Source organism: Kitasatospora sp. P5_F3, assembly GCF_054049135.1.
Genome location: NZ_JBFUMY010000148.1, coordinates 1 through 5,388, shown reverse-complemented (window position 1 = coordinate 5,388; position 5,388 = coordinate 1). Strand labels below are relative to the sequence as shown.

Below are 5,388 nucleotides of genomic sequence, written 5' to 3'. Positions count from 1 at the left end.
GCTCCAGCGCGGTGAGCGCAGCGCCGATCTCGGAGCCCAGCAGCATGGTGCCGGTGGTCTCCACCGTCACCTGCACCAGCACCGGCAGATCCAGCCCCGCCGCCGCCAACGCCCGCTTCGAACCCAGGATCGCGGCCTTCGTCTGCAGCAGGTCCTGGCTCGTCTCCACCAGCAGCGCATCCGCACCACCCGCAATCAGACCCGCCGCATTGCGCTCGAACCCGTCCCGCAGCAACTCATACGGGGCATGCCCCAGCGTCGGCAGCTTCGTCCCCGGACCGATCGAGCCGAGCACCCAACGGGTCCGCCCGTCCTGCGCGGTGAACGCATCGGCAGCCTCACGCGCCACCCGCGCACCGGCCTCGGACAGCTCGAACACCCGCTCCGGGATGTCGTACTCCGCCAGCGCCGCATGGTTCGCACCGAAGGTGTTCGTCTCCACACAGTCCACACCCACCGCGAAATACGCGTCATGCACCGCCCGCACAATGTCCGGGCGGGTCAGATTCAGCACCTCGTTGCAACCCTCGAGCTGCTCGAAGTCCTCCATCGAAGGATCCTGCGCCTGCAACATGGTGCCCATCGCACCATCAGCCACCACGACGCGGCTTGCGAGAGCTTCACGCAACGCATCCGCACGAGCCTGCGCAGCGGCGGTGGTGGGTGCGGACGAGGGGACGGCGGCGGTGGCCATGGGGCTACTCCCTGGGTGCGACGGCTGTCGGCTATGCAGCCCGTCCGTGTACGGGCCGCACGCGGTCAGGGTATCCGGCTGCACGCCCAAGCCGAGAACCTGTTTCGCATCCTGAGCGTCTTCCTCCCACAGGGAGGACAGATGATCAAGAAGATCGGGCGAAGTTGGCGGGGCTGGTCGCGGTGGCGGCGGGCCGGGGTGAGCGGTCTGCTGACCCTGGCGCTGGTGCTTCTCCCTGCCCTCGGGGCGGCTGCCGCACTGCGCTGGCAGTACTCCGGCACCCTCTCCGACCAGGCCAGGACCAGGGGCCGGGACGCACTCTGGCTCGGCCACGCCTGGGTGGACGGACGGAAGGGGGAAGCGGACGTCGCCGCATTGACGCGGCTGCTGGCCGGGACCGGCATACGCGACCTGTACGTACACACCGGGCCGCTCGAACACGACGGCTCGCTGAGCGCGGACCGCTACCCGAGGGCCCGTCAGTTCCTCGCCGAGGTGCGCCGGGAACTGCCCCGGGTGCGGGTGCAGTCCTGGCTGGGCGATGTGGTGCGGCCGGAGAAGGACGGCCTGGAGCTGGCCGACCCCGCCGTCCGCGATCGGATCACCGCCGCGAGCGGGCAGGTGCTGGACCTCGGCTTCGACGGGGTGCACTACGACCTGGAGCCGATCCGCTCCGGCTCGGCCGGCTTCCTCGCGCTGCTCGACCAGGCGCACGCGCTGACCGCCGCACGGGGCGTGCCGCTCTCGGTGGCGACGCCGCAGATCGACCCGCTGCCTGGCCTGCACCGGCTCTCCGCCGCCGTCTTCGACCACGGCAAGTGGTGGTCGCAGGCGTACTTCGCCGAGGTCGCCCGGCGGGTCGAGCAGGTGGCGGTGATGTCGTACGACACCGGGATGCCCCTGCAGTCGCTGTACGGCGGGTACGTGGCCCAGCAGACCACGCTGGCCCTTGAGGTGACGCCACCTCAGGTGGACCTGCTGATGGGGCTGCCCGCCTACCAGGACGACACCTTCGGCCACCGGGGATCGGCCGAGACGGTGGCCGCTGCCGTCCGGGGCGCCCGGCTCGCTCTCGACCGGACGGCGCCGGGGCGGCAGGGCTTCGGCCTGGCGCTGTACGTCGACTTCACCGCCACCCCGGCGGACTGGGCGGCCTACCGGGCCGGTTGGAGCTGACGGCGGACCGGACCCGACCGGCGGCGACCCGCCCTCCATCGGCCGAACGGCCGCCACCCGTACGGATGGTGACTGGTCGACAGCGCAGCGTCTATCGTGGTTCGCGCACGACCGCTGCCGACCGGAGGAGGAGCCCCGATGGACACGGTCATCGTCCAACTGCCACCGCGCCGGGACGAGGCCCCGTCGGAGCGGCCCCGGCTGCTGCGGATGGGGCCCGGCGAGCAGGCGGACTTCGGCCGGGGTGCACCGGACTGTCCGGTCGCGATCGAGCTGGCCGACCAGGGTGTCTCCCGCCGGGCGGGCGAGGTGACGGCGGCCGAGGACTACTGGCGACTGTCCAACTTCAGCTCCACCGCGACGTACGTGGTGGAGAACCTGGAGGGTGCGGGCGAGCACCTCAAGGTGGCACCCGGGCGACTGGGCGCACCGGTGCCGTTCGAGTTCGCCCGGGTGGTGCTGCCGTCGGTCGACGGGCCGAGCGACTTCAAGGTCTTCGCTCCGCAGCACGCCTATCTGGACGGGCCGCCGGACCACAAGGGCGGCGACCACACCGTCAGCCCGTTCGCCCTGGACCCGACGGCCAAGTACTTCCTGGTCCTGCTGGCGCTCTGCGAACCCCGGCTGCGCGAGCCCTCGGCGGCAGCGGTACCCGGGGTGAACGACGTGCTGGAGCGGCTGCGACAGCACCCGGACTGCCGGACGCTGACCCGATCCGCCGTCAACTACCACATCGACTACCTGGCCGACACCAAGCTCCGACTCCGGGAGTGCGAGGACGGCGGACGGACGGGCCGTAAGCGGGAGGAGCTGGTCTCGCTGGCCCTCCGCTTCGACCTGGTCCGTGAGGAACACCTCGCGCTGCTGACCGCACCGAGGGCCGCCGCAACAGGCTCCGTGCCCGTCACCTCGCCCGCCGCTGCGCCCGTCACCGCGCCGAGATCCTCGCCCGTCACCGCCCGGCGCGGCTGCTGAGACCCGGTGCCGATGGAGCCGACCGACGTCCCGACCGGCTACCTGGTGGCGGGGTACCGGATCACCGGCCTGATCGGGGCGGGAGCCTGGGGCCGGGTGTACGCGGGACGCAGCGAGGCCGACGGGAGCCCGGTGGCGGTGAAGTTCCTGCCGCCCGGGCGCCTCGCCCCCGGGCAGCGCCGGACCTTGGCGGAGCTGACCCGGCGTGAGATCCGGTTCAGCCGCCGGGCCGACCACCCGCAGCTGATCCGGACCCTGGCGGTGGTCACCGTGCGGGACCCGGACCGGCAGGCCCTGGACGGCGCCGTCGCATTGGTGATGGAGCGGGCCGAGCGCAGCCTCCAACAGCTGCTCCAGGACGCGGAGCCCGGCCGCCCGCTCCCCCGGGCCGGACCGCTGCTGACCGAACTGTGCACCGGGCTGGCCCATATGCACGGCAAGGGTTGGGTGCACGGTGACCTGAAGCCGGGCAACGTACTGCTGATGGCCGACGGCAGTGTCCGGCTGGCGGACTTCGGGCTGACCACCGAGTTGGAGGGCACCCACGCCTACATCCCACCGCTGGGCTCGCTGGACCACGTGCCGCCGGAGTGGTGGTCGCAGCGCTCGGGGCCACGAGGTGTCCAACTCCGGCCCGGCGCCGACGTCTGGGCCTTCGGGGTGCTGGCCCATCAGGTGCTCAGCGGTGGGCTGCACCCCTTCCTCGGCGCGACCGCACGGGCCCGTGGGCTGGCCGCGCAGGCGTACGCCCGGGGCGTGACACCACTGCGGCTGGACGACCGGCTGCCGGCCGGGTGGCGGGCGCTGATCGCCGACTGCCTGGCGGTGGACCAGGGGGTACGACCGAATGCCGGCCGGCTGACGGCCCGGCTGCGAGCTCTGCACACTCCACCCCCTCGACGGCGGAACCGGATCGGCCGGCTGACTGCGCTGGCGCTGCTGGCCGCAGCCCCGGCGGCCGGCTGGACGGGGCTGATCGCCGGTTCGGGGCAGGCGCCGCTGCCGCCTCCTCCCTCGGCGGTCGGCGCCCTGCCGCCGGACGCCGATGTGCCCGCCGCCCTGCGCGAGCCGATCGAGCGGGCCGCCCGGGCCTGCCCCGAAGCGGAGATCAGCCCGGCCCTGATCGCCGCCATGCTCAAGGCGGAGAGCGGCTTCGACCCGGCCGCCACCCGCCCCGCGACCCAGGAGTACGGCATCGCGATGTGGACGCCCTCGGTCTTCAAGGCCTGGGCGCAGGACGGCGACGGTGACGGCCGGAAGGACTACATGTCGGCCCCGGACGCCATCATCACCATGGGCAACTACGTCTGCTGGCTTGACCAGCAGCTCAAGCGCCGGGGCACCGGCGGCGACCTGCGTGAGCTGGTCGCCGCCGGATACCGCACCAGTGACAAGACGGTGGCCGATGCCGGGGGCGTCCCCGAGCGCGTCCGCCCCCACGTCGACCTGGTGCTGCGCTACCTAGCGCAGTACGGCGGCTGACGGACGGTCAGTGCGTCAGCAGGTGGGCAGGCCGGGCACGGGCTGGTCGTTGCCACCGCCGGAGAGGTAGATGACGTTGACCCAGACGCCCTTGTTGCCGCTGTCGTCGTCGGTCTTGGCGTACCACTTGTTGAAGTACGGACCGTCGGACATCGTGCTGCCGACCGCCTGGCAGTAGAAGTAGTTGGTGCCGGCATTCAGCGTGCCGGCCCGGACGTTGTGCTCCCAGAACGTCGGGGCGGTCTTCCAGACGTTGCAGTTGTACCTACCGCCGCCGATCCCGTAGCAACCGCTCGCCGCATCCGCACTGACGGCGGTGGCCCCGAGGGAGGCGACACCGAGCGCGATCGCGGCACCGGCCATGGCCAGCCTGCGCACACCGAACATGAGGGTTCTCCTTGCTGGTCGCGGCGCGGACTCTCCCGCGCCGAGACCCAGCGAACCACCGGCCCGTACCCCTCGGTACCTGACACCTGTCAGGGTCCCCCGTACTGCTCGGGCCGGGTCAAGTTCAGGCCGGGTCAAGTGGCGTGCGGTGCAGGGCGATCAGCAGCCGCCAGCTCCGGGCGGCGAGCTCCTCGGGCGTCCCGGCGATCCCGCCGTGCAACCAGTCCGCGAGCAGCCCGGTGAACGTCGCGGCCACTGCCGTGGCCACCAGCCCGGCGTGCGGCGCACCGGCCAGCTCGCGCTCCCGCCGGCTGTACTCGCGCAGCTCACGGTGCATCAGTTCGCCCAGCGGGCCGCCGCCCTCGGGAGTGAGCAGCGCCCGGTAGAGCGGCCCGTGCCCGCCGAGCACGGTGAGGAACTCGGCCAGCGCGGGCGGCGGCACGGCCGGGTCGGGAACCCCGCGCCAGGCGTGCAGCGCCGTCACCCCGTCCCGGACCACCTCGGCGCAGGCGTCCACCGCGAGCGCCTGCAGGTCGGGGTAGTGCACGTAGAAGGTGGCCCGGCCGACCCCGGCCCGCCGGGTCAGCGCCGCGACCCCGAGCTCGGCCAGCGGCCGTTCGGCGCACTCGGCCAACAGCGCGGCGCGCAGCCGCGCCCTGGTGCGCTCGGCCCTC

The 5,388-nt window shown here is 72.8% G+C and carries 6 protein-coding genes; 3 read left to right on the top strand and 3 right to left on the bottom strand.

The features are described 5' to 3' along the window. Positions 1–694: homocysteine S-methyltransferase family protein (locus ACXJMZ_RS36515; RefSeq protein WP_457034304.1), on the bottom strand; the 694-nt coding region annotated here is incomplete at its 3' end. Positions 695–835: 141 nt separating this feature from the next. Between ACXJMZ_RS36515 and ACXJMZ_RS36510 the strand changes: the two genes are divergently transcribed. The 3 genes from ACXJMZ_RS36510 to ACXJMZ_RS36500 all read left to right on the top strand — a co-directional run bounded on the left by ACXJMZ_RS36510 (position 836) and on the right by ACXJMZ_RS36500 (position 4,327). Next, complete coding sequence (locus ACXJMZ_RS36510; RefSeq protein ID WP_457034303.1) at positions 836–1,870, top strand: hypothetical protein; 1,035 nt, start codon at positions 836–838, stop codon at positions 1,868–1,870. A gap of 138 nt (positions 1,871–2,008) precedes the next feature. Then, positions 2,009–2,845, top strand: a complete 837-nt coding sequence (locus ACXJMZ_RS36505; RefSeq protein WP_457034302.1) for a serine/threonine protein kinase — start codon at positions 2,009–2,011, stop codon at positions 2,843–2,845. Between the two features lie 12 nt (positions 2,846–2,857). Next, the gene (locus ACXJMZ_RS36500; RefSeq protein ID WP_457034301.1) at positions 2,858–4,327 is read left to right on the top strand and encodes a serine/threonine-protein kinase; all 1,470 of its coding nucleotides are present in this window, start codon (positions 2,858–2,860) and stop codon (positions 4,325–4,327) included. Positions 4,328–4,342: 15 nt separating this feature from the next. Here the strand turns inward: ACXJMZ_RS36500 and ACXJMZ_RS36495 are convergent, their stop codons facing one another. Further along, the gene (locus ACXJMZ_RS36495) at positions 4,343–4,714 is read right to left on the bottom strand and encodes a hypothetical protein (protein WP_057234587.1); all 372 of its coding nucleotides are present in this window, start codon (positions 4,712–4,714) and stop codon (positions 4,343–4,345) included. Between the two features lie 124 nt (positions 4,715–4,838). Further along, the coding region (locus ACXJMZ_RS36490) for a TetR/AcrR family transcriptional regulator (protein ID WP_457034300.1) at positions 4,839–5,388 on the bottom strand (550 nt) is incomplete at its 5' end.

Excerpts from the sequence above, each read along its gene's own strand:
- ACXJMZ_RS36510 (WP_457034303.1), top strand. The coding sequence starts at position 836 with ATGATCAAGAAGATCGGGCGAAGTTGGCGGGGCTGGTCGCGGTGGCGG.
- ACXJMZ_RS36505 (WP_457034302.1), top strand. The coding sequence starts at position 2,009 with ATGGACACGGTCATCGTCCAACTGCCACCGCGCCGGGACGAGGCCCCG.
- ACXJMZ_RS36500 (WP_457034301.1), top strand. The coding sequence starts at position 2,858 with ATGGAGCCGACCGACGTCCCGACCGGCTACCTGGTGGCGGGGTACCGG.
- ACXJMZ_RS36495 (WP_057234587.1), bottom strand. The coding sequence starts at position 4,714 with ATGTTCGGTGTGCGCAGGCTGGCCATGGCCGGTGCCGCGATCGCGCTC.